This window comes from Achromobacter sp. 10T422 (genome assembly GCF_056394065.1).
The window spans coordinates 29,887-56,585 of the sequence record NZ_JBFTHD010000001.1; the positions used below are offsets into that span (position 1 = coordinate 29,887).

26 protein-coding genes are annotated in these 26,699 nt (G+C 64.1%); 13 read left to right on the forward strand and 13 right to left on the reverse strand.

The features are described from left to right. Positions 1–503: 503 nt before the first annotated feature. Both AC1DB0_RS00115 and AC1DB0_RS00120 read left to right on the forward strand, forming a co-directional pair. Entirely contained in the window at positions 504–1,757 is a 1,254-nt protein-coding gene (locus AC1DB0_RS00115; RefSeq protein ID WP_476758556.1) for an alpha-hydroxy acid oxidase, read from the forward strand. Positions 1,758–1,844: 87 nt separating this feature from the next. Beyond that, positions 1,845–3,017: a metallophosphoesterase gene (locus AC1DB0_RS00120; RefSeq protein WP_054422030.1), complete on the forward strand. Its 1,173-nt coding sequence runs from the start codon at positions 1,845–1,847 to the stop codon at positions 3,015–3,017. A gap of 91 nt (positions 3,018–3,108) precedes the next feature. On the opposite strand, the gene AC1DB0_RS00125 is transcribed toward AC1DB0_RS00120, so the two are convergent. Next, on the reverse strand, positions 3,109–3,567 hold the full coding sequence (locus AC1DB0_RS00125) for an Lrp/AsnC family transcriptional regulator (RefSeq protein WP_441371049.1): 459 nt from the start codon (positions 3,565–3,567) through the stop codon (positions 3,109–3,111). A gap of 92 nt (positions 3,568–3,659) precedes the next feature. Between AC1DB0_RS00125 and AC1DB0_RS00130 the strand changes: the two genes are divergently transcribed. Further along, entirely contained in the window at positions 3,660–4,856 is a 1,197-nt protein-coding gene (locus tag AC1DB0_RS00130; RefSeq protein WP_476756834.1) for an MFS transporter, read from the forward strand. A gap of 19 nt (positions 4,857–4,875) precedes the next feature. On the opposite strand, the gene AC1DB0_RS00135 is transcribed toward AC1DB0_RS00130, so the two are convergent. Then, a complete protein-coding gene (locus AC1DB0_RS00135; RefSeq protein WP_476756833.1) occupies positions 4,876–5,697 on the reverse strand; it encodes a MetQ/NlpA family ABC transporter substrate-binding protein in 822 nt (273 codons plus the stop codon). A gap of 176 nt (positions 5,698–5,873) precedes the next feature. Here AC1DB0_RS00135 and rocD point away from each other — a divergent pair, with 176 nt between their 5' ends. Further along, the gene (gene rocD, locus AC1DB0_RS00140; protein WP_476756832.1) at positions 5,874–7,109 is read left to right on the forward strand and encodes an ornithine--oxo-acid transaminase; all 1,236 of its coding nucleotides are present in this window, start codon (positions 5,874–5,876) and stop codon (positions 7,107–7,109) included. Then, positions 7,109–8,071, forward strand: a complete 963-nt coding sequence (gene rocF, locus AC1DB0_RS00145) for an arginase (protein WP_454669020.1) — start codon at positions 7,109–7,111, stop codon at positions 8,069–8,071. Before rocD ends, rocF begins: the two co-directional genes overlap by 1 nt. A gap of 115 nt (positions 8,072–8,186) precedes the next feature. Here the strand turns inward: rocF and AC1DB0_RS00150 are convergent, their stop codons facing one another. Then, entirely contained in the window at positions 8,187–8,927 is a 741-nt protein-coding gene (locus tag AC1DB0_RS00150) for an IclR family transcriptional regulator (protein ID WP_476756831.1), read from the reverse strand. A gap of 227 nt (positions 8,928–9,154) precedes the next feature. Between AC1DB0_RS00150 and AC1DB0_RS00155 the strand changes: the two genes are divergently transcribed. After that, entirely contained in the window at positions 9,155–10,381 is a 1,227-nt protein-coding gene (locus AC1DB0_RS00155) for an ABC transporter substrate-binding protein (protein ID WP_476758557.1), read from the forward strand. 68 nt (positions 10,382–10,449) lie between these two features. Further along, on the forward strand, positions 10,450–11,514 hold the full coding sequence (locus AC1DB0_RS00160) for an alcohol dehydrogenase (RefSeq protein ID WP_054422014.1): 1,065 nt from the start codon (positions 10,450–10,452) through the stop codon (positions 11,512–11,514). 53 nt (positions 11,515–11,567) lie between these two features. Here AC1DB0_RS00160 and AC1DB0_RS00165 read toward each other — a convergent pair whose 3' ends face one another. Next, entirely contained in the window at positions 11,568–12,080 is a 513-nt protein-coding gene (locus AC1DB0_RS00165; RefSeq protein ID WP_476756830.1) for an RES family NAD+ phosphorylase, read from the reverse strand. A gap of 4 nt (positions 12,081–12,084) precedes the next feature. Further along, on the reverse strand, positions 12,085–12,573 hold the full coding sequence (gene parS, locus AC1DB0_RS00170) for a type II RES/Xre toxin-antitoxin system antitoxin (RefSeq protein WP_342067393.1): 489 nt from the start codon (positions 12,571–12,573) through the stop codon (positions 12,085–12,087). 172 nt (positions 12,574–12,745) lie between these two features. Between parS and AC1DB0_RS00175 the strand changes: the two genes are divergently transcribed. Both AC1DB0_RS00175 and AC1DB0_RS00180 read left to right on the forward strand, forming a co-directional pair. After that, positions 12,746–13,123, forward strand: a complete 378-nt coding sequence (locus tag AC1DB0_RS00175; protein ID WP_476758558.1) for a DUF423 domain-containing protein — start codon at positions 12,746–12,748, stop codon at positions 13,121–13,123. Between the two features lie 105 nt (positions 13,124–13,228). Then, positions 13,229–14,137 (forward strand): DMT family transporter, encoded by a 909-nt coding sequence (locus AC1DB0_RS00180; protein ID WP_175168977.1) that lies wholly within the window; start codon positions 13,229–13,231, stop codon positions 14,135–14,137. Positions 14,138–14,347: 210 nt separating this feature from the next. On the opposite strand, the gene AC1DB0_RS00185 is transcribed toward AC1DB0_RS00180, so the two are convergent. Together AC1DB0_RS00185 and AC1DB0_RS00190 are read right to left on the reverse strand one after the other, a co-directional pair. After that, entirely contained in the window at positions 14,348–14,986 is a 639-nt protein-coding gene (locus tag AC1DB0_RS00185) for a glutathione S-transferase family protein (protein ID WP_476758559.1), read from the reverse strand. 3 nt (positions 14,987–14,989) lie between these two features. Continuing rightward, positions 14,990–16,108 carry a PQQ-dependent sugar dehydrogenase gene (locus tag AC1DB0_RS00190; RefSeq protein WP_181953180.1) on the reverse strand — a complete coding sequence of 373 codons (1,119 nt, stop codon included), beginning with the start codon at positions 16,106–16,108 and terminating at the stop codon, positions 14,990–14,992. Positions 16,109–16,320: 212 nt separating this feature from the next. On the opposite strand from AC1DB0_RS00190, the gene AC1DB0_RS00195 reads away from it, so the two are divergent. Beyond that, on the forward strand, positions 16,321–16,932 hold the full coding sequence (locus tag AC1DB0_RS00195; protein WP_054422003.1) for a glutathione S-transferase family protein: 612 nt from the start codon (positions 16,321–16,323) through the stop codon (positions 16,930–16,932). Between the two features lie 136 nt (positions 16,933–17,068). On the opposite strand, the gene AC1DB0_RS00200 is transcribed toward AC1DB0_RS00195, so the two are convergent. Continuing rightward, a complete protein-coding gene (locus tag AC1DB0_RS00200; protein WP_054421997.1) occupies positions 17,069–18,037 on the reverse strand; it encodes a LysR family transcriptional regulator in 969 nt (322 codons plus the stop codon). Positions 18,038–18,157: 120 nt separating this feature from the next. On the opposite strand from AC1DB0_RS00200, the gene AC1DB0_RS00205 reads away from it, so the two are divergent. From AC1DB0_RS00205 to cuyB, 3 genes are read left to right on the forward strand one after another with little or no spacing between them, the layout of a single operon-like run. Then, a complete protein-coding gene (locus AC1DB0_RS00205; RefSeq protein WP_346549908.1) occupies positions 18,158–19,138 on the forward strand; it encodes a Bug family tripartite tricarboxylate transporter substrate binding protein in 981 nt (326 codons plus the stop codon). Between the two features lie 8 nt (positions 19,139–19,146). After that, positions 19,147–20,718, forward strand: coding sequence for an N-acyl-D-amino-acid deacylase family protein (locus AC1DB0_RS00210; RefSeq protein ID WP_476756829.1), 1,572 nt, complete (start codon positions 19,147–19,149; stop codon positions 20,716–20,718). Then, positions 20,696–21,463 carry a cysteate racemase gene (gene cuyB / locus AC1DB0_RS00215; RefSeq protein WP_425286177.1) on the forward strand — a complete coding sequence of 256 codons (768 nt, stop codon included), beginning with the start codon at positions 20,696–20,698 and terminating at the stop codon, positions 21,461–21,463. Before AC1DB0_RS00210 ends, cuyB begins: the two co-directional genes overlap by 23 nt. A gap of 97 nt (positions 21,464–21,560) precedes the next feature. Here cuyB and AC1DB0_RS00220 read toward each other — a convergent pair whose 3' ends face one another. The 5 genes from AC1DB0_RS00220 to AC1DB0_RS00240 form a co-directional block, all read right to left on the reverse strand. After that, on the reverse strand, positions 21,561–22,262 hold the full coding sequence (locus AC1DB0_RS00220) for an ABC transporter ATP-binding protein (RefSeq protein WP_054421987.1): 702 nt from the start codon (positions 22,260–22,262) through the stop codon (positions 21,561–21,563). Further along, on the reverse strand, positions 22,262–23,029 hold the full coding sequence (gene livG / locus AC1DB0_RS00225) for a high-affinity branched-chain amino acid ABC transporter ATP-binding protein LivG (protein WP_054421985.1): 768 nt from the start codon (positions 23,027–23,029) through the stop codon (positions 22,262–22,264). The genes AC1DB0_RS00220 and livG overlap by 1 nt, the downstream gene beginning before the upstream one ends. Continuing rightward, positions 23,026–24,261, reverse strand: a complete 1,236-nt coding sequence (locus tag AC1DB0_RS00230) for a high-affinity branched-chain amino acid ABC transporter permease LivM (RefSeq protein WP_054421981.1) — start codon at positions 24,259–24,261, stop codon at positions 23,026–23,028. Before AC1DB0_RS00230 ends, livG begins: the two co-directional genes overlap by 4 nt. Continuing rightward, a complete protein-coding gene (gene livH / locus AC1DB0_RS00235) occupies positions 24,261–25,187 on the reverse strand; it encodes a high-affinity branched-chain amino acid ABC transporter permease LivH (protein ID WP_006219631.1) in 927 nt (308 codons plus the stop codon). The genes AC1DB0_RS00230 and livH overlap by 1 nt, the downstream gene beginning before the upstream one ends. Before the next feature lie 189 nt (positions 25,188–25,376). Then, positions 25,377–26,492 (reverse strand): high-affinity branched-chain amino acid ABC transporter substrate-binding protein, encoded by a 1,116-nt coding sequence (locus AC1DB0_RS00240; protein ID WP_054421980.1) that lies wholly within the window; start codon positions 26,490–26,492, stop codon positions 25,377–25,379. Between the last annotated feature and the right edge of the window lie 207 nt (positions 26,493–26,699).

Sequence of the window (26,699 nt, forward strand, 5' to 3'; positions counted from 1 at the left end):
GCCGACGGCTCACCAAGAGCTGGATATTCGATCACTGGAATGGGCCGGAAGCGCCCTTCTTGGGCGAGCACTCAATCTCCCTATTCTCCAAAGGAGATCGTCGCGTCGACCGCCTCGTCGACGTCATCGAGGAGCTTATGAAGTTCACTCTACTCACCCGCGCCGTCGCGCCATACCTGGTGGATCGCGACACGGAGGCAAGAAGGCTGCCACCGCTAAGACTGCACGGACGCGACAGCACTCGATATCGCTCAGCAGACTAGATCGCTAAAAATTGTGCTTTCTCGCGGGCTGCCGAGCGCCCGCTTTGGGTCGGAAGCGGTCTGCTGGCTCGAGGTACTTTCCGCCTAGGTTACGGCCAACTTCAGTGAACCAAATCTCAAGTTGAATGAACTTCGGACACCCGGCGCATCTATGCGCCAAAAAGCGAATAAGGTTTTCTTTATTAATTCGCTTTCAGCGATAAAGCGGCGTTGCTAGATTACGGGCTTTGCCGGCCCGCCATGACATCCAACGCCCTGCCCGCCACCGCGCCCGATCGCGCCACCGACCGCGCCACCACCACCCGGCCCTTGCCGCGCGCGCTTGCGCGCATGTTGTCCCTGGACGATTTCGAAGCTGCCGCACGCAAGCGCTTGCCGCGGCCCATCTTTGGCTACGTTGTCGGGGCCGCGGAAGACAACCAATCACTGCAAGACAACCGCCGTGCGTTCGCGCAGTACGGCTTTGCGCCCCGCGTGCTGGTCGATGTGTCGCACCGCACGACGCAAACCGAATTGTTCGGCCGCACCTACGCCGCGCCCTTCGGCATAGCGCCAATGGGTATCAGCGCCTTGTCGGCCTATCGCGGTGACGTGGTTCAGGCCCGAGCCGCCCGCGAAGCGAACATCCCGGCCATCCTTAGCGGCACATCGCTCATTGCGTTGGAAGACGTTATCCAGGAAGCGCCCGGCACCTGGTTCCAGGCCTATCTGCCGGGCGACCCGGCGAAGATCGACGCCCTGGTCGAACGCGCCCGCCGCGCTGGCTACGAAACGCTGGTGCTGACGGTGGACATCCCCGTGTCGGCCAACCGCGAAAACAATGTGCGCACGGGTTTTTCCACGCCACTCAAGCCCAGCCTGCGTTTGGCTTGGGACGGCCTGACGCGGCCGCGCTGGCTGGCCGGCACCTTTCTGCGCACGCTGCTGGCGCATGGCATGCCGCACTTCGAGAATTCATTTGCGACACGCGGCGCGCCCATCGTGTCGGCGTCGGTGCTGCGCGACTTCACCGCGCGCGACCATCTCAGCTGGGAGCATGTGGCGCGCATCCGCCGCCAATGGCCCGGCACGCTGATCATCAAGGGCATTCTGCATCCCCACGATGCGGCGTTGGCGCGCCAGCATGGCGCGGACGGCATCATCGTGTCCAACCACGGCGGGCGCCAACTGGATGGCGCGATATCCCCGCTACGCGCGCTGCCAGCGGTGGTGGATTTGGCGGGCGGCATGGCGGTGATGATGGATAGCGGCGTGCGCCGGGGCGGCGACGTGCTCAAGGCGCTGGCCTTGGGCGCCCGCTTTGTGTTCGTGGGCCGGCCTTTCAACTACGCGTCGGCGGTGGGCGGACAGGCAGGCGTCGCACACGCCATCAACCTGCTGCGGGCCGAAGTGGACCGCAACATGGCGATGCTGGGCATCAACAGCGTCCGGGAGATGGACGCCAGCCTCCTATGGCGCGACGGCTTGCCCGGCGCATCCGGCCCATTGCCATGAACCGGGGACGCTAGCCCGGCATAGAATGGCGTTTCCTTTGCTACGTGCGCGCCGGGTCAAAAGGCCGGCGCGCCTCTCGCCCGCGCCGTGTCCCTACGCCAATCCTCGTTTTTTCTGCGCTTTCTGACGCTTGGGGCATTGGCCCACGTCTATGTGGGCGCCCGCTTGATTCCCGACGCGCTCCTCAGCGGCGCAGGCGCTGCCGCCGCCATCCTGGCCTTGCTGCTGTCGTGCATTCTGATTCCGCTGGGCATGCTGGCGCGTTCCTCCGTGAACCCGCCCTGGGGCGACCGCATTGCGTGGGTCGGGCTGATTGCGATGGGCCTGTTCTCATCGTTCTTCGTGTTGACGGTGGTGCGCGACGTCGTGCTGCTATTGACGTGGCTGGCGAATCTGGTGATCGGCGCAGCGCTGCCCTGGATGCAGATTCGCAGCATCAGCGCCTGGACGGTTGCCGTGCTGGCGCTGGCCAGCACGCTGATCGGCTTCTATAACGCGCGCCGCCTGGCGCGTGTGGTGGACGTGGATGTGCCTGTGGCCGGCCTGCCGCAAGACCTGGACGGTTTCACCATCGTGCAGATCAGCGATATTCACGTCGGCCCCACCATCAAGAAGCGCTATGTGCAGGCCATTGTCGATGCCGTGAACGAACAGTTGCCCGACGTGATCGCCATCACGGGCGATGTGGTCGATGGCAGTGTCGAGCATCTGTCCGAGCAAGCCAGTCCGTTGGGCGCCCTGCGCGCGCCTTACGGCGTGTATCTGGTCACCGGAAACCATGAATATTATTCAGGCGCGGCGGCGTGGGTCGCCGAGTTCCGCCGGATGGGCCTGCGCGTGCTGATGAATGAACACGCGGTGATTCATCCGTCGGGCTTGCCCGTGGTGGTGGCCGGCGTCACGGATTACAGCGCCGGCGCCTTCGACCCGCAGCAGCGCAGCAACCCCAAGGCCGCGTTAGCCGGCGCGCCCGCCGACGCCTGCGCCAAGATCCTGCTGGCCCATCAGCCGCGCAGCGCCGCCGCCGCGGAACCCGTGGGCTATACCTTGCAGCTGTCCGGCCACACGCACGGCGGCCAGTTCTTTCCGTGGGGGTTCTTTGTGCGCTTCCAGCAACCGTTCACGGCCGGCTTGCATCGCCTGGGCAAGATGTGGGTGTACACCAGCCGTGGCACCGGCTACTGGGGTCCGCCCAAGCGGCTGGGCGCGCCGTCCGAAATCACGCGCTTGCGCCTGCGCACGGCAAAAGGCCGCGTCTGAGAACGCGGCCCTTCGCTTTCGCAATACCCGAAATACTGGCGATGCCCGAAATACCGGCGATGCCCGAAATACCCGCGATGCCCGCTGGAAATCAGCCCGCGGTATCCGGTAGCGGCCCACGTTCCAGATAACTGGTCAGCGCGATATCGCTGGTGGTGTTGGTGATGCCGTCGATCTTATGAATGCGCGCCAGCAGCAGTTCCAGCGCCTGGGTGTCGCGCACGCGCACCTTCAACAGCATGGCGCTCTTGCCGGTGATGGTGTGAATCTCTTCCACCTCGGTCAGCTCGGCCAGGCCCAGCACTTGTTGCGTGATGCTCCAGTTATTGGTGTCGACGTGCACAAACGCCAGCAAGGGCCGGCCAATGCGTGCGCCGTCCAGCTTGGCGGCAATGCCTTTGATCAGGCCGTCACGCTTCAATCGCTTGACGCGTTCGTGCACCGCCGGGGCGGACAAGTTCAGTAATTTGCCCAATTCGGCGTAGCTGGGCGTCGCGTCGTCCGCCAGCAGCGTTAATAGTTTTCGGTCGCGATCGTCAAGGTCTGCCATCGGAATCAGGTTCTGCCTTACGGCATTCGAACTTTTATGGAATAAGGAATTATTGGAGTTAACCCTTATTTTATTCCAATAAAATTCGGGCCATGCAGAATCGTAGCAAGCAAAACCCCCGGGCGGCCTCGTCCGTACCCGCCCTGATGTTCGCCGTTAGCGTCGTTGGCTCCAATGGCCTGGCGCTTAGCCCGATCTTGAGCGATGTCGCGCGTTCCTTCTCGACGTCCCCGTTGACGATCAGCACAGCCATCTCCGCCTATGGCGCGGCCACCGCGGCCAGCGCGTTCTTCCTGGCCGGGCGCATCGACCGCATCGGCATCCGCCGGTCGCTATTAGGGGCGATGGTGGCGCTGATTGCCGCCCTGCTTCTGTCCGCCGCCGCGCCGCACTGGATCGTGCTGACGCTGGCGCAAGCGCTGGCGGGCGCGGCGGCGGGCGTCATTCTTCCTGCGGCTTATGGGTCTGCGTCGCTGGTGGCGGCCCCGGGTCAAGAGGCGCGCACGCTTGGGCGCGTGATCGCGGGCTGGTCGGTGTCGCTGGTAGTAGGCGTGCCGTTGTCTGCTCTGATTTCCGACGCCGTGGGCTGGCGCGCCACGTACGGCGTGCTGGCCTTGTGCGGCACGGTTGCCTTGCTGGGCCTGCGCACGCTGCCTGAGCGCCGCGCCGAAAACGCCGCGCCGTTGCGCTTGTCGCGCCTGCTTGCGCCTTTGTCGTATCGTGATGTGCCGATTCTGTTGTTGGCCTGCCTGGCGTTTTCGTCGGCGTTCTACGGCGTGTATGCCTTTCTGGCGGATCACGTGCGCACGCTGCTGGCGCTGTCGGCCGGCCAAGTGGGGTTTATCGCTTTCGCCTATGGTGCGGGGTTCTTGCTGGCCGGTATCGCGGGCGCGCCCTTGATCGAACGCTTGGGGCCGCGCCGTGCCTTGCCGCTGGCGTTGGCGGCGATTGCGCTAGTTTATCTGGGCTTGTTGCCGGCTGCGCATTCGCTGGCGGCGGTGCTCGCCATCGCCACGCTATGGGGCGCGGCGTCGCAACTGAGCCTGAACCTGCTGGTGCTGTTGCTCTCGCGCGCCCGGCCTGAAGAACGCGGCGCGGTGCTCGGGTTGAACACCTGCACGACCTATCTGGGCGCCAGCGTCGGCACCGCGGTGGCCGGCACCCTCTACACCCATGCCGGGTTTGAAGCGCTGGGCTTGTGCGCGTCGGCCGCCGTCGGTATTGCGGCGCTAAGCCTGCACTGGCGCTTGAACGGCCGCCGCGCCGCACGCAGCGAAGCGGCCGCCTGACCTGGCGCCCCAGCCCGCTTTACCAGGGGAATGAAATCAGGTCGCCGTACAGGCGCTTCAGCGTGCTCTTCACTTCCGGCGAATTCTGATAGATGGCAATGAACTTCAACAGGCGCGGGTCTTGCGCCTTGTCGGGCGTGGTCACCCAGCGGATGGCATAGCGGCGAATGCTTTCCGGGTCGGTGTTGTCGAACGCCAGACCATCTTTTTCATTCAGGCCGGCCTGCTTGGCAAACGTGGTGTACGTCACCGACGCAGTCACGTCGTCAAACGTGCGCGCCGATTGCGAGCCTTCGATCTGCACAAACTTCAGCTGCTTCGGGTTGGACACCACGTCCTGCAACGTGGCCTGATGCGCCACACCCGGCTTCAGCTTGATCAGCCCGACGGATTCCAGCAGCAGCAACGCGCGGCCCGTGTTGACGGGGTCATTCGGCACAGCGATGGTGGCGCCGTCCGGCACCGTATCGCCCTTTTTCAGCTTCTTGGAAAACAGGCCGATCGTGGTCGAGTAGCCGTAGGCGATGGGCGTCAGGTTGGCGTTGCGGCGCTGGTTGAACAGCTGCAAGAACGGCTCGTGCTGAAAGAAGTTGGCATCCACCGAGCCATCGGCCACGGCGATGTTGGGCAGCACCCAATCATTGAACTCCACCAGCTTGACGTCCAACCCTTCCTTTTTGGCCTGGGCAATGGCCAGCTCGGTGGCTTCGTTCGCCACGCTGGGAATCACGCCGATGCGCAGGGGCTTGTCTTGCGCCAGCGCGGGCGCGCACGCCGCCACGCTCAAGGCCGCCACGGCGGCGCCGCGCGCGAGTTTCAACAGCAAGGGGTGCAAAAACATGAATGCCTTCCGGTAAATAGGGAAAACCGGGCGCCGCCCGGCATAGGCGCTATTGTGCAGCAGCTTGGCCGCCCCCCGCCCAATAGCCTTTGTCACGCAATGGCAATGCCATGGCGCGGGCGACAGCGCTAAGATGACCGCACCGATGTTGGCTGTCATTCGCCTCGGGAGGCCCCATGAACGACGTTCTGACCACCCTGCCCAGCTTGCGGTCCGCCGCTCGCCGCCGCGACCAGATCGAAGACCAACTGGGCGCGCACAACTACCATCCCCTTGACGTCGTCATCGCGCGCGGCAGCGGCGTCTGGGTCTATGACGTAGAAGGCCGCAAATATCTGGATTGCCTGTCAGCGTATTCCGCCGTCAACCAAGGGCACTGCCATCCGCGCATTCTGGCGGCCATGGTCGAGCAGGCGCAAAAGCTCACGTTGACGTCCCGCGCGTTTCGCCATGACCAGATGGCGCCGTTCTACGAAGACCTGGCGCGCTTGACCGGCGCGCACAAGATCCTGCCGATGAACAGCGGCGCGGAAGCCGTCGAAACCGCCATCAAGGCCGTACGCAAATGGGGCTACGAAGTGCGCGGCGTGCCGGAACACCAGGCCGAAATCATCGTCTGCGCCAACAACTTCCATGGGCGCACGCTGGGCATCGTGGGCTTTTCAACGGACCCCGACGCCTACGGCCACTATGGCCCCTTCGCCCCGGGATTCAAGGTGGTGCCTTTTGGCGATTACGACGCCTTCAATGCCGCCATCACCCCCAACACCGTTGCCTTTCTGGTGGAGCCTATTCAGGGCGAAGCGGGCGTGGTGTTGCCGCCGCCAGGGTATTTCACGCGCGTGCGGCAGCGCTGCACCGAGCAAGGCATCACGCTGATCCTGGATGAAATCCAGACCGGCCTGGGCCGCACGGGCAAGCTGCTGGCTGAAGAACATGAAGGCATCGAAGCCGACGTCACCTTGATCGGCAAGGCGTTGTCGGGCGGCTTCTATCCGGTGTCGGCGGTGCTGTCCAATGCGGACGTGCTGGGTGTGTTCCAGCCCGGCCAGCATGGCAGCACCTTTGGCGGCAACCCCTTGGCGTGCGCCGTGGCCCGAGCCGCGCTACAGGTGCTGACCGACGAAGGCATGATCGACAACGCCGCGGCCATGGGCGCCTATTTCCTGGAGCGGTTGCGCGCTTTGCCCGGCCCGGTGCGCGACGTGCGCGGACGCGGGCTGATGCTGGCGGTGGAACTGGAGCCCGACGCGGGCGGCGCGCGCCGCTGGTGCGAACGCTTGCAGGCACGCGGCATGCTGGTCAAAGACACCCACGGGCACACGCTGCGCCTGTCGCCGCCGCTGATCGTGACGCGCCAACAGATCGACTGGGCGTGCGACCAATTGACCGCGGTACTATCCGCCCCTTGATGAACCCAACCGGAGTCCGCACTTTGCAGAACACCGCCACCCTGCCCACTCAAATCACCCTGATCGGCGCGCCCACGGATATTGGCGCGGGCGCTCGCGGCGCGTCGATGGGCCCGGAAGCCTTGCGTGTGGCCGATCTGGGCGCGGTCATCGAAGCCCAGGGGTTTGAAGTCACAGACCGCGGCAACCTGTACGGGCCGGCGAATCCGTGGCTGCCTCCCGTGGACGGCTATCGCCATCTGGAAGAAGTCACCGCCTGGAACCAGGCCGTGCACGACGCCGTCTACGCCGAACTGAGCCTGGGCCGCATGCCCATTCTGCTGGGCGGCGACCACTGCCTGGGCATCGGCTCCATCAGCGCCGTCGCGCGCCATTGCCGCGAAGCAGGCAAGAAGCTGCGCGTGCTGTGGCTGGACGCGCACGCCGACTTCAATACCCACGCGCTGACGCCCACCGGCAATATCCATGGCATGCCGGTGGCGTGCCTGTGCGGCTATGGGCCGGAACAGATCACCGGCATGTCGGGCCAGACGCCCGACATCGAGCCCAGCTGGGTGCGCCAGATTGGCATCCGCAGCGTGGACCAGGGCGAAAAGCGGCTGGTGCATGAAGCGGGGCTGGAAGTGTTCGACATGCGCTATCTGGATGAGATGGGCATGCGCGCCACGATGGAAGCGGCGCTGGCCGGCCTGGATGCCGACACGCATCTGCACGTGAGTTTTGACGTGGATTTCCTGGACCCCGACATCGCGCCGGGCGTGGGCACAACCGTGCCGGGCGGCCCGACTTACCGCGAGGCGCAGCTCTGCATGGAGATGATTGCCGACACGGGCTTGATGCGTTCATTGGATGTGGTGGAACTGAACCCCGCCTTCGACGTGCGCAACAAGACGGCCGAACTGGCGGTGGACCTGATCGAAAGCCTGTTCGGCAAGTCCACGCTGATGCGGCGCGGCAGCTGATCCACGGTTGATCTGCGGTTGATCCGCCGTTGATCCGCCGTTGATCCGCCGTTGATCCGCCGTTGATCGGCCGTTGATCCCCCCGTTGGGCCTGCGCATGCGCAGGCCCCCACCGCTACCCTTCCCGCGTGCGCCGGATGGCCTCTGCCGCCGCCTGTAAATGGTGCAGGTTCGGTTCACGCTGCGCCCAGACGCGCGGTGTCGGGCCCGCCATGCATAGCGCATACCATTCACCCCCCAGATCCAGCGCCACGGCCAGCCCGGTCAAATCTTCCACGCTCTCCCCCACGTTCGCGGCCCAGCCCTGCGCCTGGACCCGCTCTACCTCGGCACAAAGCGCGTCGCGCGTGGCCAAGGTGTGTTCCGTATAGCGACGGAAATCGGCGGCGGCCAAGACGCCATCGCGTTCTGTTGGGGGCATGCGCGCCAAGATCGCTTTGGCCACCGCGCTGGTATGCAACGGCCGCCGTTCGCCCGGCCGCGCCGCGTAATGCACGGGCTGCGTGGATTCCACGACATCCAGGAACACCACCGCGCCATCCTGGATCTTGCCCAGCATCACGGTTTCATTGGCGGCGTCGCGCAACGCCAGCAGATGCGGGCGGACCTGTTCCAGCCAGGGGTCACCCGTCTGAATCAACGCGCTCAACGCCTGCAATCGCGCCGTGGGGTAGTAACCCCCGCGGCGGCGCACTTCGTAGAGATAGCCGCGCGCGACCAGCGTGCGCACCAGGGCCAGACAGCTGGACATCGGCGCGCCCAGGCCTTGGGCCAATTCGGTCAGCGGCAGCGGCCGGCGGGCCTGCGCAAACAGCTCGATCACATCCAGCGTGCGGGCAACAAGTTTCACTTCCATGGTGGCGACCCCTGTTCGGATTTACCTGAGCGAAATGCCTGAATCTGCTAGGTAATCCACTATGTTGACTTTTCATATGGGCGAACCTAAATTCTTGCACAGGAATTTTTATTCACCAATAAGAAATAAATTTCAGCCGGCTGGAGAACCGGCGCCCCGCCAGCGGTCTCGCGTCATCACCAAAAAACTCAAACATTCGGCCCGGATGGGGCTGAGGAGACAGAAAGATGCGTATCAAACCCCTGTTGGCGGCTGTGGCCGCCGCGACGGCTGCATTCGGCCCGTTCGCCGTCACGCCAGCCCACGCCCAATCGGACGTCGTCCGCCTGGGCGTGTCCAATGACCGCTCTGGCATTTACTCGGACCTGGGCGGCCTGGGCTCTGAGATGTCCGTGCGCATGGCCGTTGAAGATTTCGGCGGCAAGGTGGCGGGCAAGACCGTGGAAGTCATCGGCGCCGACAACCAGAACAAGGCCGACGTGGCCTCGGCCTTGGTGCGGCGGTGGTTCGACACGCAGGGTTTGGTGGCGGTGRTGGACGGCGGCGCCAGCTCTGCCGGCTTGGCAGCCCAGGGCGTGGCCAAGGAAAAAGGCGGCACGGCGCTGATCAGCGGCGGCTTTGCCGGCGACTTCAGCGGCAAGCAATGCAGCAATCTCAGCACGCAATGGGCGCCCGACACCTATGCGCTGGCCAACGCGGTCGTGAAAAGCGTGGTGGAAAGCGGCGGCAAGTCCTGGTACTTCATCACCACCGACTACGTCTTCGGCAAATCACTGGAAAGCAATGCCACCCGCTTTGTGCAGAACGCGGGCGGCAAGGTGGTGGGCAGCACCCGGCATCCGCTGGGCGCGATGGATTTCGCGTCGTTCCTGGTGCAGGCGCAATCGTCCAAGGCCGATGTCGTGGGCCTGGCCAGCGCCGGCGGCGACCTCGTCAACCTGATCAAGCAGGCGCAGGAATTCGGGCTGACGGGCGGCAAGCAGCGCATGCTGACCTTCCTGACCTTCATCAACGATGTGCAGGCGATGGGCCTGCCCGTGGCGCAAGGCCTGACGTTTCCCACCGGCTTTTACTGGGACGCCGATGAAGACACCCGCGCCTGGACGCAGCGCTGGCAGAAGAAGATGGGCGTGACGCGTCCGCCGTCAATCGTGCAGGCGCTGAGCTACGTGGCCACCACGCATTATCTGCAAGCGGCGCAAGCCGCCGGCACCTTCGAGGCCGCCGCCGTCAATCAGAAGATGCGCGAGTTGCCCATCACCACCAAACTCATCAAGAATGCCCGTATCCGTCCTGAAGACGGGCGCGTCATCATGGACTTGTATCTGGTCGAAGTTAAAAAGCCCGCCGAATCGAAATACCCGGGTGACTTCTACCGCATCCTGTCCACGGTGCCGGGCGACAAGGTGTTCGTGTCGCTGGCCGATAGCGAATGCCCCCTCATCAAAAAGTGAATCGTCAGCGCTTCGCCCCAGGTGTAGGCTGAGGCCCCGGACATAAGAAAACCCAAGGAGACTTTCCCATGAAGTGTTATTGCGTCGTCAACTTCCGCGAACCCTTGCAGGAAATGGAGCAGCCTACGCCCACGCCGCAGGGCACGCAGGTGCTGCTCAAGGTTCGCGCGGCGGGCGTGTGCCACAGCGATATCCACTTGTGGGAAGGCGGCTACGACCTGGGCCAGGGCCGCACCCTGGCCCTGAAAGATCGCGGCGTGTCGCTGCCGCTGACGATGGGCCATGAAACCGTTGGCAGCGTGGTAGCGGCCGGGCCCGACGCGCAAGGGCTGTCGAACGACCGTAACTACCTCGTCTACCCGTGGATCGGCTGCGGCAAATGCGCACCGTGCCTGGCGGGCATGGAAAACCATTGCAGCGCCCCCGCCTGCCTGGGCGTGCACCGCGCCGGCGGCTACGCCGACCACATCGTCGTGCCGCATCCGAAATACCTGATCGACATCGGCGACCTGGAACCCGCGCAGATCGCGCCGTATGCGTGCTCGGGCCTGACGACCTACTCCGCACTGAAGAAGATTGGCGCCGACGTCTACCGCGAGCACCCGGTGGTGATCTTCGGCGCAGGCGGCCTGGGCCTGATGAGCCTGACGCTGATCAAGGCGCTGGGCGGCGCGGGCGCCATCGTGGTCGACATCGACCCCGCCAAGCGCCAGGCTGCATTGGAAGCCGGCGCACTGGCCGCGATTGACGGCGCCGCGCCCGATGCCGCGCAGCAGATCATCAAGGCGGCGGGCGGCAAACCCGTGCAAGCCGCGATCGATCTCGTCGGCGCGCCCGCCACCACGTCGCTGGCGTTCGACTTCCTGACCAAGGGCGGCAAGCTGATCATCGTGGGCTTGTTCGGCGGCGCTTCGTCGTGGCCGATCGCATTGATCCCGATGAAGGCCATGTCGATCATCGGCAGCTATGTCGGCAACCTGACCGAACTGCAAGAGCTGATGGACCTGGTGCGTGCAGGCAAAGTGCCGCCGATGCCGGTGCACCGTCACGCGCTGGCCGAAGCCGACAGCGTGCTGGCGTCGTTGCGCGCAGGCAAAGTGGTGGGACGCGCGGTGTTGACGACGGAGGCCTAAACGCAACAAAGGGGAGCCATGAGCTCCCCTTTTTGCTTTTGATCGGGCTATTTTCAGCCCGGCCGCAGCCTGGAGTCGTAGATAAAACGTTCGCGCCGCACGACCACAATCTGCTCAGCATCGGGATGACCCGGATTGATCAGGACGTTGCAATCCGGCACGCCCCGGTAGCCGACGATAGCGCTGGGCAACTCCAACAAGGCCGACACCCCGGATTCCACCCAGTTGTCGCCTACCGCCTGCGACGCCTCGGCAAACGGCACGGCCTCCCAGAACGGAAAGTCCCGCTGTAATTGGTCGACCGTGAGCACCTGCCGGGCGTCATACACCGCGCGCGGCACAGCCACTTCGATCAGATAGCGGTTGGCCTGTTCGGATGCGCGCACAGCGAAATGCACGACGGTTTCCAAAACGGCCAGCGCCACGCTTGAAGAGGTGTACACCACCGCCGTACCCGGGCTGTTGTAGCGTCCGCCCACCGCCGCAGCGCCCGCGCCGCTCAAGTCATCGGCGCGGTACGTGCCGGCGGTTGTGCCGATACGCCATAAGGAAACGTAGTCGCTCATGGGGTCAGGCGTAGACGCCAGCCGCCGCGCGGGCCAGCGTGTCTTCAACGATGCGGCTGCTGGCATCCGACGTCAGCAAGGACAAGGGCTTGACGTTGCCCAATGCCGGCACGGGCGTGTTCAGCCACAGCACGGCCTCTTCGTCGCTGCCCAACACTTGCCGCGCCACCCGCGCCACGCGGGCAACGCGCGCCAGGCGGTCGGATTCGCCCAGCGGCAGCATCTGACCTTCGCGCGTCCAGCGCGACAACGAGGCCGCCTTGACCTCGGTGATCGCCATGATTTCGGATTTGGGCACTTGAAGGAAGTCGGCCGCGTCGTCCACCATTTGCGCGGGCAGCCCCCGCCGCACATCGCGGGCCATGTCGCTAAGCGGGCTGTCCACCAGTTCCTGAAACAGTTGCTTGGCCCGGGCCGCGGTCACACGGCGCGGCGGCCGCTTGGACGATGCGTCACGTTTTTCAGCGGCTTTGCCGGTGATTGCGATGGTCATGGCGGGCTCCCGTAGCGTCGCTTCCGGCCTGTCGCCAGAAGCGCGTATTTTCCAAACAGAATTTATGATATCCCATTTGGAATGCGCTAAACAAGGCGCGGCCTGGCGGGCATGCACCGAATTTGGGCATATCATAGGCGGCGTTACACACGATCACTTTTAAGGACTGGCAATGACGGACCGGCAGCTCACGATACTCGCGGCGTTGAATCTTATGGTGGCGGTGGGTGCTGGCGCCTTTGGCGCACACGGCTTGAAGCGCATGCTGACCCCCGAATTGTTGTCCGTCTGGCAAACCGGCGTGTTGTATCACCTGATCCACGCGCTGGGCCTGTTCGTGATTGCGCTGCTGGGCKCCCGATTCGGCTCGCCGCTGCTGTCCGCCGCCGGCTTCGTCATGTTCATGGGCATCGTGCTGTTCTCGGGCAGCCTGTATGTGCTGTCGCTGACCGGCATCCATTGGCTGGGCGCGGTTACGCCCATTGGCGGAACGGCTTTCCTGGCTGCGTGGGCGATGGTGGCGCTGGCCGCCTACCGCGCGCAGGGCTAACCCCTCTGCGCTGATCCGCACGACCACCGCAAGCGCCCCTTGCACACGCGGGCTGCGCCCCCCTTTCCCCACGGCGGCAGGAACCGCCGCCCTAGCAGGTTTCCGATGTCTTCCTCGACTGTATTACCCGCCGCCCGGGACCATTCCGCCGCCGCAGGCATCGCCTGCGTGGTGGGCGGCATCTTCTTTCTGACGCTCAGCGACGCCAACGCCAAGTGGCTGGGAGAACATTACAACCCGCTCCAGATCCTGTTCCTGCGCGCCTTGATCGCGATGCCCTTCGTGACCGCGCTGGCCCTGTGGCTGGGCGGCCGGCGCGTGTTGCGCACGACACACCCGGGCCTGCATCTGACGCGCGGCGCCATCAACGTCGTGTCAGCCTGTTGCTTCTATCTGGGCTTGCGCGCGCTGCCGCTGGCCGAAGCCACCGCCATCGCCTTTGCCGCACCGCTGTTCGTGACGGCGCTGTCTGTGCTGATCCTGAAAGAGCGCGTGGACGGCAAGCGGTGGCTGGCGGTGCTGGCCGGTTTTGCCGGCGTGCTGATCGTGGTGCGGCCCGGTTCCGCTACTTTCCAGGCGGCCACCCTGTACCCGCTGACAACCGCGCTGCTGTATGCCGTGATGATGATCACCGCGCGCGGCATCAACCGCGGCGAAGGCATGCTGACAACCACGTTCTATATCGTGCTGGGGCAGTTGGTGTGCAGCGCGGTCGCCCTGCCGTGGGTATGGCAGACGCCCGCCATGGAGCATCTGCCCTACTTCTTCGGCATTGCGCTGTTCAGCACATTGGGCCTGGCGCTGATCACGCAGGGTTTCCGGATTGGCCCGGCATCCGTCGTTGCGCCCTTCGATTACACCGGCTTGATCTGGGCCACGATTCTGGGCTGGATCTTCTGGCGTGAAGCGCCAGATGCCTTTGCGTACCTGGGTGCGTTGTTTATTGCGGGCAGCGGCGTGTACATCGCGGTGCGTGAAGCGCGAGGCAAAGGCAAACGCCGCGTCAAGGCGTAAGCGAATAGCGGCGAGCAGTGCGCGTCGGCGTGCGGCTCGCCGCCAGGCATTGCGCTTTGGGCGGACGCGATTCGTTGCCGCTACGGATTGCCGCTACGGATTGCTGCTACGGGTTGCTGCTACGGGTTGCTGCTACGGGATGCCGCCACGGGTTGCTGCTACGGGTTGCCGCTACGGGATGCCGCCATTGGTTGCCGCAATTCGTCGCCGCTATTCAGTAGGCGGCGGAAAATTCCGTCGCAGTACCCGCGCCACGTTCGGCTCCAGCGCGGCCTCGCGCGCCACCGCCGTCAAGGCCGGGCATTCCGCGGTAAACCACGCCTGGCCGGGGCGCCAGTGCGTCATCACCGTCACATACAGGTCCAACGCCGAAAAACGCTTTCCCAGCATGTGCGGCGTGCCCGCTTGCCGTTCCAATTCCTGCCACAACTCTGCCCGCCGGGAATGCACGCGCTCGCGCAATAACTCGGCGGCCGCACCTTCCGTTGTCCATTGCGKAGGGTTGTCGCCATACGTGAACGTCGGGTAGATAGCCCCCACCAGCCGCAACAACAGGTTCAAGAAATGCGCGCGCTCGGGCTTGTCCGCTGCGGGCGCCAAGCCTGCCTGCGGGGCCACGTCATGCAGATGCAGAATCATCGCGGCGCTTTCAGTCATGACTTCGCCATCCGGCGTAATCAGCGTGGGCACCTGCCCCAGCGGATTCAGATGCAACAAGCGGTCGCGCTCAGGGCCGGGCTTCAAATACGGCACGTCCGTCAGCTTGTGCGGCACATTGGCCAGCACCAACGCCATTTCAACGATGGCCGAACCGCAGCCCAGAGATCCGATCAGCTCATAGGTCTTCATCGCTTACCCCCCTGATTCGGCCGGCGCCACCCGCAGCAATTGTCCAGGCGATGCGTCGGTCAATACATACACATACCCGTCCGGCCCTTGCCGCACGTCGCGTATCCGGCTCTTGCGGTCCACCAGCAACCACTCCTGCCCCACCACACGGTTGCCATCCAGCGTCAGGCGGATCAGGTTCTGATTGGCCAACGCGCCAATGAACACCGATTTCTGCCAGGCGGGAAAACGATCCGCGTTATAGAAAGCCATGCCGCTGATGGCGGGCGACTTCGCCCACCAGAACAGCGGCTGCTCGGTGCCAGGCGCGGTTTCGCCTTTGGCTTCAGGAATGGGCTGGCCGGAATAGTTGATGCCATAGGTGGCCAGCGGCCAGCCATAGTTCTTGCCTGGCTGGATCAGATTGATCTCATCGCCGCCGCGCGGGCCGTGCTCGTTTTCCCACAGCTCGCCCGACCAGGGGTTCAGCGCCATGCCTTGCGGATTGCGATGCCCATACGACCAGATCTCGGGGCGGGCGCCTGCCTTGCCCACGAAAGGATTGTCCGCCGGCACCGTGCCATCCACCTTCAGCCGCACCACCTTGCCTTGCAGCTTGTCCAAATCTTGCGCCGTCGGGCGCTGGTTGTTTTCGCCCAGCGAGATGAACAGATAGCCCTTGCCGTCGAACACCAGGCGCGATCCGAAATGCAACCCGGAAGACAGCTTGGGTTCTTGGCGGAACAGCACCTTGAAATCTTGCAGGCCGGTCGCGTCGTCCGACAAGCGGCCCCGGCCGACGACCGTGCCGCTTTTATCACCATCCGATTCCGCGTAAGACAGATAGACGTAGCGATCCGTCGCAAAGTCGGGCGACAGCGCCACATCCAACAGCCCGCCCTGCCCCGACGCCGCCACCTTGGGCACGCCCGACAGCGGCTTGGACAAACCGCCCGGGGTGCGCAGCAAGCGCAACTTACCGGGCCGCTCCGTGATCAATACGCCACCATCCGGCAGAAAAGCCATGGCCCAAGGATGATCCAATCCGCCCACCACGGCCGTAACGCGCGCGGCCACCGACGGCGGCTCCTGCGCGGCGCGCGCAGGCGCTGCGGCATATAACGCACCGGCCACAATCAGCATCGAGGAAACAAAAAGGGGAATCGCGCGCGGGCTCGCGGCGGTGCGTGACTGCATGGACATCTCCGGCGGCAACGGGGTTGAATGCGGGCAGGGACGGCATAACAAATGGCGCAACATGTGACGCGTCCGTGACGCGAAACGCACCGTCGGTGGCGTACCATAACGCCCAAGGACGGGTGCCTCCCGTTCTTCCTCTCAGGAGACTCCATCACATGAAACTGTACTACATGCCCGGCGCGTGCTCGCTCGCTTCCCACATCGTTCTGGAGTGGGTGGGCAAGCCTTACGAGACGCATCAGCTCAGCCGTGAAGCCCTCAAGGGTCCTGAATTTTTGAAAGTGAATCCGCTGGGCGCCGTGCCCGCGCTGACCGACGACGGCTGGACCGTCACGCAAAACGCCGCCATCCTGGAATACATCGCCGAACAATCGCCGCAGAGCAAACTGCTGGGCGACGGCACCGCCCGATCGCGCGCTGAAGTCCGCCGCTGGCTGGGCTTCATCAATTCCGACATCCACAAAACCTTCTCGATGATCTTCGGCGCCGGCCGCTTCGTGTCTGACGAAGGCGCGCAGAAGGAACTGGCCGGTTCGGCCTCCAAGCTGCTGACCAAGCTGTTCTCGCAACTGGACGCCCAACTGGCAGGCAAGCCGTATCTGGCGGGTGACGCGCCGTCGATCGCCGACGCCTACCTGTACGTGGTGCTGCGCTGGGCGCACGCCAAGGAAGTGGATCTGTCGGGCCAAGAGAACCTGGCCGCATTCTTCAAGCGCATGGAAGCCGACAAGGCCGTGCAGACGGCGTTGAAGGCGGAAGGGTTGTAAGCTCGACGCGCTTTTAAGCCCTATGCCGTTTTAAGCCCTATGCGCTTTTAAGCCCAATGCGGTTATAAGCCCAATGCGGTTATAAGCCCAATGCGAGACCGCGCCGGCCCTATCTTTGCCGGCGCCCTCGCAAGCTTCAATGGTCTTCGGGCACGTCGTCTGACGCCCCCCACCCCGCCCCTTCCAGCGTCTTCTTCACTGCCGCCAAAAACCGCCGCGCCAGCAACGGCGGCGCGCTCAGGTTGGAATGCGTCGCCCAGACCTCGACGCTGGCCTCAGGGGCGATGGGGCGCAACACCATGTGCGCGGCCTGATCGGGCGTGACGCACCACGCGTCCACCAGCGCCGGGCCCAAGCCCTGCTGCACAAACGAGCATGCCGTCACCGGCGAATGCACTTCGATTGCCGCCGCGCACAGCGGGCCGCCGCCAAAGAACGTCGTCAGCGCCCGGCCCAATGGCGTATCGCGCGGATAGCCGATCCACGCGGCGGATGAGAAATCCTCGGGATGCACCACGTCGTGGCTGGCCAGCGGATGGGTCACCGGCAGCACGCAGACCACCGGCACCCGCGCCAGCCGGATCGACGTCAAGTTGGGATGATCGGGCGGCTGCATCGAGATGCCGATATCCGCCTGGCCCGACAAAAAATACGCCGCCAGCTCGTCAAACGTGACGCTGCGGTAATCGACCCGCGCATCCGCATTGCGGCCCCGGAAGCGCTCCAGCGCCATCGGAATCAGCCGCTGCCCGTAGCTGGCGCTGGCCACAATCTTCAGCATGCCCGCGCCCGATTGCCCCAGGCTTGCCGCCAGATCATTCACGCGCTGGATGCCGCCATACACCTGCTCCACTTCCGCATACAGCCGCCGCGCTTCCGCCGTGGGCGACAAGCGGCTCTTCACGCGTTCGAACAGCCGATAGCCCAAGCGGCTTTCCGTCAGCGCCAGCACGCGGCTGACGGCGGGCTGCGAGACGTGCAACATGCGCCCCGCCCCACTGATCGAGCCGGACATCATGATCGCCCGGAACACTTCAATCTGGCGCAGGTTCAAGGGCCGCCCCGCGCTTGGAGCCACCTCGTCCGCGTAGGCGTCCGCATCCATTTTTTTCCCCTTGCATCGATAACGCAGGATTATAGGAGTGCCACATTTTTCGATGATGCAGCGCGGCAAGGCGGGTGTAATCTGCGCCCCTTAACACAACAAAACAAGGGGAATACCACCATGCAACGCACATTCTTCCGCACGCTTTCCGCGCTGGCCGTTAGCGCCGCGCTGATCGGCACCGCCTCGGCGGCGGGCGCCTACCCGGACAAGCCCATCACCTTTGTGGTGCCGTCGGCGGCCGGCGGTTCGCCCGACGTGCTGTCGCGCCTGATCACCACGCAACTGGCCAAGGATACCGGCGCCACGATGGTCGTCGAAAACCGTCCGGGCGCAGCTGGCAACATCGGCATCGCGCTGGTCAAGCGCGCCGCCGCCGATGGCTACACCGTGGGCTACGGCAACATCAACACGCTGGCCGTGAACCGCTCGCTGTTCAAGCGCCTGCCCTACGACGTGGACCAGGACCTGACGCCTGTTGCGCACATGTTCGACCTGTACAACGCGCTGATCGTGCCCGCCGACTCTCCCGTCAAGAGCGTGCAGGACCTGATCGACCGCGCCCGCCAGCAACCCGGCCGCCTGTCTTATGGCGCATCGGGCGTCGGCACCACTGGCCACATGGGCGGCGAGCTCTTCAAGAGCATGGCGAAAGTCGACGTGATGTTCATCCCCTACAACGGCGGCCCCGCCGCCATTCAGGACTTGCTGGGCGGCCGCCTGGACTACCTGTTCGTCAACACGTCGGAAGCCACGCCGCTGGTCAAGAGCGGCAAGGTGCGCGCCATTGGCGTCAGCAGCCTGAAACGCTTGTCGCTGATGCCTGACGTGCCGACGCTGGACGAGTCCGGCCTGAAGGGTTACGAAACCGTGGCCTGGGGCGGCGTTGTCGCCCCCAAGGGCACGCCGCCCGATGTGGTTGCCACGCTGAACGCGGCCATCCAGAAAGCGCTGCAAGCGCCGGAAGTGCGCACGGGCCTTGCCACGCTGGGCGCCGAACCCGCCACCGGCTCGCCTGCGGAATTCAAGCATCTGATCGATCGTGAAACCGCCAAGTGGAAGAAGATCATCGAAACCGCCGGCATCGAAAAACTGGACTAAGCAGCCCCATGACGGATCGCACCTTGCAGGCAGACTTCATCGTGGCGGGCGCCACGCTTATCGACGGCTCGGGCGGGCCGGCCGTTCAGGGCGACCTGGCCGTGCTGGGCGAACGGATCGTGGCGGTGGGCAGTTTCGACCACCCCGCAGGCGTGCCCGTGATTGATGGCCGGGGCCAGGTGTTGGCGCCGGGCTTCATCGATTCGCACACGCACGATGACGGCTACCTGCTGGCGCATCCCGACATGCTGCCCAAGGTGTCGCAAGGCATCACCACCGTGGTCACCGGCAATTGCGGGATCAGTCTGGCGCCGCTTGAACGCGCCGACATCCCCCAGCCGCTGGACCTGCTCGGCCCCGCGGAGTTGTTCCGTTTCAGCACCTTCCGCGCCTGGATGGACGCGCTGCGCGAAACACCCGCCGCGGTGAACGTGATTCCGTTGGTGGGCCACACCACGTTGCGCGTCGCCGTCATGGACGACACCTCGCGCGCCGCTAACGCATCCGAACGCGCCGCCATGCGCGCGCTGTTGCAGGAAGCGATGGACGCCGGCGCCTTCGGTGTGTCCACCGGCACGTTCTACCCCCCGGCCAGCGCCGCGCCCACCGATGAAATCATCGACGTGTGCCAACCGTTGAAGCCGTCGGGCGATGATGGCCACGGCGGTACCGACGGTCGCGGTACCGACAGCCGCGGTGTCGACCGCCGCGGCATCGGCCGCCGCGGTACCGACCGCCGCGGCAACGGCCGCCGCGCCATCTACGCCACGCACTTGCGTGACGAGGCCGACCACATCGTGCCCGCCATGGAAGAGGCGTTGCTGATCGGGCGCGAGCTGGATTGCCGCGTGGTGTTCTCCCACCACAAGCTGGCGGGCGAGCGCAATCATGGCCGCACGCGTGAAACGCTGGACATGATCACCCGCGCCGCCGCCCATCAGCCCATCTGCCTGGACTGCCACCCCTACCCAGCCACGTCCACCATGCTGCGGCTGGACCGTGCACGTCTTGCCAGCCGGACGATGATCACGTGGTCCAAGGGCTACCCCGAAGCCACGGGCCGCGAATTCAGCGACGTCATGCAAGAGCTGGGCCTGGATGACGAAGCCGCCGTGGCGCGTCTGGCCCCCGCCGGCGCCATCTACTTTTTGATGGACCCCGCCGACGTGAACCGGATCTTTGCGCATCCGCTCACGATGGTCGGCTCGGACGGCCTGCCCTTTGACCCGCATCCGCACCCCCGCCAATGGGGCACCTTCCCCAATGTGCTGCGCACGATGGTGCGCGAACAACAACTGTTGTCGCTAGAGGCCGCCATCCACAAGATGACGGGTCTGGCGGCTGACCAATATGGCATCGCTCAGCGCGGACTGCTGCGCGAGGGTTATCATGCTGACCTGGTGCTGTTCGATCCCGCCACGGTGACAGATGTGGCCACTTTTTCAGCTCCCGTTCAGGCAAGCCAAGGCATCCACACGGTGTGGGTCAACGGTAAACCGGTGTGGGATGGGGAACGAACCAGTACGCAACGCCCGGGCCAGGTTCTGACGCCCGGTGATGCATTACCTCGGAGTTCATAAAGTGAAGACGTTTTCCCAGGGCTGCTACCTGGGTGTATTGGGCGGAATGGGTCCCATGGCCGGCGCGGCCTTTGCCCTTCGCCTGGCGGCGCTGACCCCCGCCGCGATTGACCAGCAACACATCCCCACCCTGCTGCGCAACGATCCCCGCATTCCTGACCGGTCCAGCGCCTATATGGCCGGCGGCGAAAATCCGCTGCCGTACATGGTGGGCGGCGTGCGCTTTCTGGAACAGGCGGGCGCACAGCTGATCGCCATCCCGTGCAACACGGCGCATCTTTGGTACGACGAAATCGCCGCGTCCACCGGCTTGCCGGTGCTGCACATCATCGAAGCCGTCATTGACGACCTGCGCCGTCTGGGCCTGCCGCGTGGCCGCATCGGACTGATGGGCACGGCGGCAACGCTGAAACTGGGCCTGTACCAACAGCACCTGGAAGCACAAGGCTACGAATGCATCGTGCCCAACGATGATGAAGTCGAGCGCTACTGCATGGGCTCGATTCGCGCCGTCAAGGGCAACCGTCTTGAAGAAGCCTTCGAGCCGGCCGCTGAATGCATCGCCCGCCTGAAGGCGCGCGGCGCGGACGCCGTGGTGCTGGGCTGCACCGAACTGCCGCTGGCTGTGCCGCACGCGCTGCGCCCGAGCTTGGGCGTGACGCTGACAGACTCGATTGATGCGTTGGCGCGTGCCGCAATTGCGCATTACGAAGCGGACTTGGCGAAGCAGCAGATCGCGGCCTAATCCGCTACGCCCGCTATCGACGAAAAAAAAGGCGCATCTTTCGATGCGCCCCACTCCCTTCGCGGGGAATGCGTCAACTTGATTTCCGGCCGCCTGTTTAGCCGCCCAGATACGCCTTGCGGACTTGGTCGTTGACCAGCAGATTGGCGCCGGTGTCTTGCAGCACGACCCGGCCGTTCTCAAGCACGTACCCACGGTCGGCCACGCCCAGCGCCTTGTTTGCGTTCTGCTCCACCAGGAACACCGTGACGCCCTGCTCGCGGATCTCGCGGATGATGTCGAAGATCTGCGCAATCACCAGCGGGGCCAGGCCCAGCGTCGGCTCATCCAGCAGCAACAGACGTGGCCGCGTCATCAGCGCGCGGCCGATGGCCAGCATCTGCTGTTCGCCGCCCGACATCAGCCCCGCGCGTTGCGCGGAGCGTTCCTTCAGGCGCGGGAACAAACCGTAGACGTGTTCGATGCCCGCCTCGATTTCAGCGCGCTTCGAAAAGAAGCCGCCCATCATCAGGTTTTCGGCAACGGTCAGGTCCTTGAAGACGCGGCGCCCTTCCGGCGAAATGGCGATGCCATTGCGCATGATGTGGTGCGTGTCCTTGTTGGTGATGTCCTCGCCTTCGAACGTGATCTTGCCTTCACGCGCGCGGGGGTTGCCGCAAACCGTCATCAGCAGCGTCGTCTTGCCCGCGCCGTTGGCGCCAATCAGCGTGACGATTTCGCCTTTGTTGACGTCCACCGACACGCCGTTCAACGCCTGGATGGCGCCGTAATAGGTGTGTATGTTTTCCAGCTTAAGCATCATTCCTCCCCCAGGTACGCCTTGATGACGCGCTCGTCGTTGCGCACCGCATCGGGGGTGCCGGTCGTGATGGGCTTGCCGTGCTCCATGACGAGGATACGATCCGAAATACCCATGATCAGGCTCATGTCGTGCTCGATCAGCAGCACGGCCACGCCGAACTCACGCCGCAATTGATCGATCAGCGATTGCAGATCGCGCTTTTCCTGGGGGTTCAGGCCAGCGGCCGGTTCGTCCAGCATCAGCAGACGCGGCTTGGTGATCATGCAACGCGCGATCTCCAGGCGGCGCTGGTGGCCATAGGCCAGGTTGCCCGCTTCACGGTTGGCGAATTCGCGCAGGCCCATGAAATCCAGCCATTGCGCCGCGCGCGACAGCGCTTCCGACTCCGACTGCCGATAGCCCCTCAACTTCAACAAGCCCGGCAGCAAGCGCGATTCAACTTGCGTGTGCTGCGCCACCAGCAGGTTTTCCAGCACGGTCAGCTGCTTGAACAGGCGCACGTTCTGGAACGTGCGCACCAGCCCGTGGCGCGCCACCTTGTGGCTGGGCAAACCGGTGATCGGCTTGCCGTCCATGATGATCTCGCCTGCCGTCGGCGCGTAGAAGCCGCCCACGCAGTTGAACACCGTGGTCTTGCCGGCGCCGTTGGGGCCGATGATGGCGAACACCTCGTCGGACTTCACTTCGAACGCCACGCTGTCCACGGCCAACAGGCCGCCAAACCGCATGGTGAGTCCGGATACTTTCAGCAATGCCTCGCTCATTTAGACAGCTCCACGTGGGGACGCTTCATGGGCAACAACCCCTGCGGACGCCACATCATCATCAACACCATCACCAGACCGAACATCAGCATCCGGTACTCGGCGAACTCGCGCGCCAATTCGGGCAGGACCGTCAACAGGATGGCCGCCAGAATCACGCCCACCTGCGAGCCCATGCCGCCCAGCACCACAATGGCCAGGATCAGCGCGGATTCAATGAAGGTGAAGGATTCCGGGTTCACCATGCCTTGGCGGGCCGCGAAGAACGCGCCGCCGAAACCGGCGAACGTGGCCCCCAGCGTGAACGCGGACAGCTTGATGCGCGTGGGGTTCAACCCCAGCGAACGGCACGCGATTTCATCTTCGCGCAACGCTTCCCAGGCTCGGCCGACCGGCATGCGGATCAAGCGCGTGGAGACAAACAACGTCACCAGCGCCAGCAACAACGCCATCATGTACAGATAGATGACCATGTCCTGGTTCTGGAACGTCAGGCCGAAAAATTCATGGAAGGTCGTGCCGCCTTCCGTACTGGCGCGGCGCGTCATTTCCAGGCCGAAGACCGTGGGCTTCGGAATACCGGAAATACCGTCCGGGCCGCCCGTCAGCGTGTTCAGGTTGATCAGCAACAGGCGGATCATTTCACCGAAACCCAGCGTGACAATGGCCAGATAGTCACCACGCAGCCGCAACACCGGAAAGCCCAGCACGAAGCCGAACAACGCCGCCATCGCGCCCGAGAACGGCAGCGCTTCCCAGAAGCTCCAGCCGCCCCAGTGATACAGCAAGGCGTAGGTGTAGGCGCCCACGGCGTAAAAGCCCACAAAGCCCAAGTCCAGCAGCCCCGCGAAACCCACCACGATGTTCAGGCCCAGGCCCAACATCACGTAGATCAGCACCAGCGTCGCGATGTCGACCGAGCTGCGGCCGGCGAAGAATGGCCAGACGACGGCGATGGCCAGCAGCAATAGCGCAAGCCCCTTGTGGCTCTTGGCGGGCGCCGACGGCAAGGTCGGCAGTGACGTCTTCAGCTTCTTGAACGGAATGGCGATCCAGGGGCGCAGCATCTGGAACACGAACACCACGGCCGCGGCAAGCGCCACCAGACCCCAGTGCGATTCCATCGAGGTGCGAGCGCCCTGACGGATCAGTTGCAGGCCAAAGACCGGGGTAACGATGACTGCCGTCAGCACGGCCGCCATCGTGGCGTTTTTGATATTGTTTTTCGACATCAGACTTTTTCCACCTCAGGTTTGCCCAGCAGCCCGGTGGGACGGAACAGCAGAATCAGGACCAGCAGCGAGAACGCCACGATGTCCTTGTACTGTGACGAGATATAGGCGGCCGCGAAGGTCTCGGCCAGGCCCAGCAGCACACCGCCCAGCATCGCGCCAGGAATGCTGCCAATGCCGCCCAACACTGCCGCGGTAAAGGCCTTGATGCCGGCCAAAAAGCCGATGAAGGGATTGAGCTTGCCAATGGTGATGGCGATCAGTACGCCGCCCACCGCCGCCAGAATCGCACCCATCACGAACGTGAACGAGATCACGCGGTTGGTGTCGATGCCCAGCAGATTGGCCATGTGCATGTCCTGCGAGCAGGCGCGCGAGGCGCGGCCCATGCGGGAATACTTGATGAACAACGTCAGGCCGATCATCAGCACGACCGTCACCACGATGATCATGATGCGCGAATACGGCACCGTCACGTCGAAGTCGGTACCCATGTGGAACTGCACGGCGCCGGATACCAGCGAAGGCACGGCCATGTCGCGCGCGCCTTGGCCCAGGGCCACCCAATTCTGCAGGAAGATCGACATCCCGATGGCCGAGATCAGCGCCACCAATCGGGGGCTGCCTCGCACGGGGCGATACGCCACGCGCTCAACCGAGAAGCCGTAGATACCGGTCACGGTAATGGCCACAAGCAGCATGGCGGCAATGATGAACGGCACCGGCAAACCGCTATTGGTGCCGATGGACGTCAAGGTGACCAGGCCTACATAGGCGCCGATCATATAGATTTCGCCGTGGGCGAAGTTGATCATACCGATGATGCCGTAGACCATTGTGTAGCCGATGGCAATCAACGCATAGATCGCGCCCAGGGACAATCCGTTGAAGAATTGCTGGGTAAGTTGGGGTATGAGGTCAGACATATTTCTCTTGCTCCAAATGGTTCCGGCCCCGGTAGTAAGACCCGGAGCCGGAAACCTGGGCGTATTTTATAAGGGCCTGTTGTCACCGATAGCCGGCCGCACAGCGCTTTTGGCGCATCGCTACGCGGATTACGGCACAACGAAGACAGCAGGCCCTACACGCCGGCACCGGCCGGCGGGATCGCGAGTTTACAGCTGGGTCTTCTTGCCGTCCTTGTCCCATTTGTAAACGGCGAATTCGAAGTTCTTCAGGTCGCCCTTGGCATCGTATTCAACCTTGCCAATGCCGGTGTTGAAGGTGGTTTTGTGCATGTAGTCCGCAACCTTGGCAGGATCTTCGCCCACGGCGTTGATGCTGTCGGCCAGGATTTGCACTGCGGCGTAAGCCGGCATCTGGAAGGCGCCGTCCGGGTCGCGCTTGGCGTCCTTGAAGGCCTTCACGATGCTTTCGTTGCCGGGCAGCTTGGTGAAGTCAGCCGGCAGCGTGACCAGCAGGCCGTCGATGGCCGGGCCGGCAATCGCCACCAGATCCTGGTTGGCCGTGCCTTCCGGACCCATGAACTGAACCTTCAGGCCCTGTTCACGCGACTGGCGCAGCAGCAGGCCGAGTTCGGGGTGGTAGCCGCCGAAGTAAACCAGGTCGACGCCTGCCGACTTCAGCTTGGTGATGATGGCCGAGTAGTCGCTGTCGCCAACGTTGATGCCTTCAAACAGCGCCACGTTCACGTTCTGCTTGGCCAGCGCGTCCTTGACTTGCGTGGCCACGCCCGAACCGTAGGTCTGCTTGTCGTGCAGCACGGCAACCTTTTGCGGCTTCAGCGTCTTGGCGATGTATGCAGCAGCATACGGGCCTTGCTGGTCGTCGCGGCCGATCGTGCGGAAGAAGTAATGCGGCTTGATCGTGTCCGTCACCAGCGGCGACGTTGCGCCCGGGGTGATGCCGACGATGCCCTCTTCCTCGTAGACCTTCACGGCGGCAACCGTCACGCCCGAGCACGCATGGGCCACGGCGAACTTGGCGCCGGAGTTGACCACGCGGTTGGCGGCCGGCACGGCCTGCTTGGGTTCGCAGCCGTCGTCGATCAGGATCGGCTCAAGCTTCTTGCCCTTGACGCCGCCCTTGGCGTTGATGGTTTCAATGGCAGTCAAGGCGCCGGCCTGGATCTGGTCACCGTATTGCGTGTTGGGACCGGTCATGGGCTGGGGAATGCCGATCTTGATCGTGTCGGCGGCGTGCGCGGCGCCAGCCAAGGCAAGTGCCCCAAGCGCCATGGCTACCGGGGTAAGGCGATTCAGAAACTTCATGCGGAGTTCTCCAGCGAGGTTTTGAGCGGCTCTGTTCGAAATGGTTTGTCGGGTGGGTACCCCGCAATCCGTATCGCGCGTCGCCGGCTTCTTGGGCAAAAACACGGTGTGGGCGGTATTCTGGAAGCAAGCCGCCATACTGTCACTGCGTGTAATCCCCAATATTTTCAATCCAACCTTTAATCGTGACGGATAGCCGGGACAAGC

What these genes read in the sequence shown, in the direction of transcription:
- rocD (WP_476756832.1), top strand. Translation starts at nt 5,874, where the DNA reads ATGAACGACGTTCTGACCACCCTGCCCAGCTTGCGGTCCGCCGCTCGC.
- AC1DB0_RS00160 (WP_054422014.1), top strand. Translation starts at nt 10,450, where the DNA reads ATGAAGTGTTATTGCGTCGTCAACTTCCGCGAACCCTTGCAGGAAATG.
- AC1DB0_RS00130 (WP_476756834.1), top strand. Translation starts at nt 3,660, where the DNA reads ATGCAGAATCGTAGCAAGCAAAACCCCCGGGCGGCCTCGTCCGTACCC.
- AC1DB0_RS00180 (WP_175168977.1), top strand. Translation starts at nt 13,229, where the DNA reads ATGTCTTCCTCGACTGTATTACCCGCCGCCCGGGACCATTCCGCCGCC.
- AC1DB0_RS00230 (WP_054421981.1), bottom strand. Translation starts at nt 24,261, where the DNA reads ATGTCGAAAAACAATATCAAAAACGCCACGATGGCGGCCGTGCTGACG.
- AC1DB0_RS00220 (WP_054421987.1), bottom strand. Translation starts at nt 22,262, where the DNA reads ATGCTTAAGCTGGAAAACATACACACCTATTACGGCGCCATCCAGGCG.
- rocF (WP_454669020.1), top strand. Translation starts at nt 7,109, where the DNA reads ATGAACCCAACCGGAGTCCGCACTTTGCAGAACACCGCCACCCTGCCC.
- AC1DB0_RS00165 (WP_476756830.1), bottom strand. Translation starts at nt 12,080, where the DNA reads ATGAGCGACTACGTTTCCTTATGGCGTATCGGCACAACCGCCGGCACG.
- livH (WP_006219631.1), bottom strand. Translation starts at nt 25,187, where the DNA reads ATGTCTGACCTCATACCCCAACTTACCCAGCAATTCTTCAACGGATTG.
- AC1DB0_RS00150 (WP_476756831.1), bottom strand. Translation starts at nt 8,927, where the DNA reads ATGGAAGTGAAACTTGTTGCCCGCACGCTGGATGTGATCGAGCTGTTT.
- cuyB (WP_425286177.1), top strand. Translation starts at nt 20,696, where the DNA reads ATGCATTACCTCGGAGTTCATAAAGTGAAGACGTTTTCCCAGGGCTGC.
- AC1DB0_RS00240 (WP_054421980.1), bottom strand. Translation starts at nt 26,492, where the DNA reads ATGAAGTTTCTGAATCGCCTTACCCCGGTAGCCATGGCGCTTGGGGCA.
- AC1DB0_RS00115 (WP_476758556.1), top strand. Translation starts at nt 504, where the DNA reads ATGACATCCAACGCCCTGCCCGCCACCGCGCCCGATCGCGCCACCGAC.
- parS (WP_342067393.1), bottom strand. Translation starts at nt 12,573, where the DNA reads ATGACCATCGCAATCACCGGCAAAGCCGCTGAAAAACGTGACGCATCG.
- AC1DB0_RS00125 (WP_441371049.1), bottom strand. Translation starts at nt 3,567, where the DNA reads ATGGCAGACCTTGACGATCGCGACCGAAAACTATTAACGCTGCTGGCG.
- AC1DB0_RS00205 (WP_346549908.1), top strand. Translation starts at nt 18,158, where the DNA reads ATGCAACGCACATTCTTCCGCACGCTTTCCGCGCTGGCCGTTAGCGCC.
- AC1DB0_RS00210 (WP_476756829.1), top strand. Translation starts at nt 19,147, where the DNA reads ATGACGGATCGCACCTTGCAGGCAGACTTCATCGTGGCGGGCGCCACG.
- AC1DB0_RS00200 (WP_054421997.1), bottom strand. Translation starts at nt 18,037, where the DNA reads ATGGATGCGGACGCCTACGCGGACGAGGTGGCTCCAAGCGCGGGGCGG.
- livG (WP_054421985.1), bottom strand. Translation starts at nt 23,029, where the DNA reads ATGAGCGAGGCATTGCTGAAAGTATCCGGACTCACCATGCGGTTTGGC.
- AC1DB0_RS00190 (WP_181953180.1), bottom strand. Translation starts at nt 16,108, where the DNA reads ATGCTGATTGTGGCCGGTGCGTTATATGCCGCAGCGCCTGCGCGCGCC.
- AC1DB0_RS00195 (WP_054422003.1), top strand. Translation starts at nt 16,321, where the DNA reads ATGAAACTGTACTACATGCCCGGCGCGTGCTCGCTCGCTTCCCACATC.
- AC1DB0_RS00135 (WP_476756833.1), bottom strand. Translation starts at nt 5,697, where the DNA reads ATGTTTTTGCACCCCTTGCTGTTGAAACTCGCGCGCGGCGCCGCCGTG.